At 35.9% G+C, this 1253-nt stretch carries 2 protein-coding genes; one reads left to right on the top strand and one right to left on the bottom strand.

Translation table 11 applies throughout. The annotated features are described in order from the left end of the window. Positions 1-459, top strand: a 459-nt coding sequence (locus tag ACFIKJ_RS09315; RefSeq protein ID WP_375670545.1) for a hypothetical protein, incomplete at its 5' end; no start/stop codon positions are given. Here the strand turns inward: ACFIKJ_RS09315 and ACFIKJ_RS09310 are convergent. Further along, positions 440-967: a hypothetical protein gene (locus ACFIKJ_RS09310; protein ID WP_375627103.1), complete on the bottom strand. Its 528-nt coding sequence runs from the start codon at positions 965-967 to the stop codon at positions 440-442. The two genes, ACFIKJ_RS09315 and ACFIKJ_RS09310, sit on opposite strands and share 20 nt — an antisense overlap. Positions 968-1253 lie beyond the last annotated feature (286 nt).

The following is a 1253-nucleotide window of genomic DNA, read 5'->3' as shown; positions in this document are numbered from 1 at the left end:
GTTGATAAATTGGCAATAGAAATGCGTGCAAAGCGCTTCGGTTTAACGCTACAGGAGGCAAAAAATCCACTTTCTGGGTCTTACATAGGGCGGCTTTGCTTGCAAGGCGTGCTTACACAAGAGCAATATGATGCCGCGCAACAATATCTACAGATAAGGAATAATTACCTTTGCGCAAAAGGCTTGCCTAATGCAATTTATGATGATGTGTCTACAAATTCAGATCCAGATAGCTTTGAACAATGGGTTCAAAAAGCAACAAATCACTATCAAGCCGTGAAAGAGGCAGTAAAAGAAGCCCAATGCCTCTATAGACAGTATAATCTTCATGCAGCGCTACAGTACCTCGTGATAGAAGATCAAATGCTATCACATCTCGTGAATTCACTGTGCGTTGCTCTTAATGCGCTCCAGAAGCACTTTTTGCAAAATCGTGTAATTATCGATAAAAATCACTAATAATATCGAACAATACTTTGATTTCATGGTCTAGTTCTTTAATTTTTTCTTTTTGTGTAGCAATACGCATTTGAACTTCGGTAATGATTTCTAGAAGTCGAGATACCTTTTCATGTTTCTTAGATTGTCTTTCTTTATCTAACTCCTTCATTTTGGCTATTTCGGAGTCCATACTGCTGATCAAGAGACGAGATATATTATTTCGTTTTTTGATTAGATCGTGCCATTTTCTTGTAATTTTTACATGCTTTTCAAACATTGGTTTTGGTAGCAGCCAAATTTTTTTCAAGAAATACATCTTTTCTATCCATAGAATTTCGTAAAATTTTGTTTCCCACCAATAGTCAGTATTATACAGGTGCATATGGTATGCCTTCTCTCGTTCTATAATTTCTTTTGAGCAGAATAACTCCTTCGTATTAGCATATCCATTTGAAGGGGATATAAGAGACGTTATCAAAAGTGCGATAATTAATACGCTTCTAAATAAAGATTTTTTTATAAACATCATTTCTACCTTATATGTCTACCTTAATGTGCACTTTATCTGTTTAACTGATTCACTTTGAAATTATCAATATGTGTTATTTTTATGTTGACAAAGTGTAGCAAATCGTATTTAATGACAAATACGGCACTGGTCGTACTGTATCTAAATGAGGGTGTGGTACAGTTCAAAATCCCCGCAAATGCGGGGTTTTTTATTATCTGGAGGGCGTATTTTATGACATCACAAAATACAGAACAGGCTCCACAACCGATTAAAAAGCGTATACCCCCAAAGGCAGGTCAAG

The organism is Bartonella sp. PS7NMGDW (assembly GCF_042193585.1).
GTDB classification, from domain to species: domain Bacteria; phylum Pseudomonadota; class Alphaproteobacteria; order Rhizobiales; family Rhizobiaceae; genus Bartonella; species Bartonella grahamii.
The sequence above is the reverse complement of the archived record's forward strand: the minus strand, read 5'-3'. Positions and strand labels throughout refer to the sequence as shown.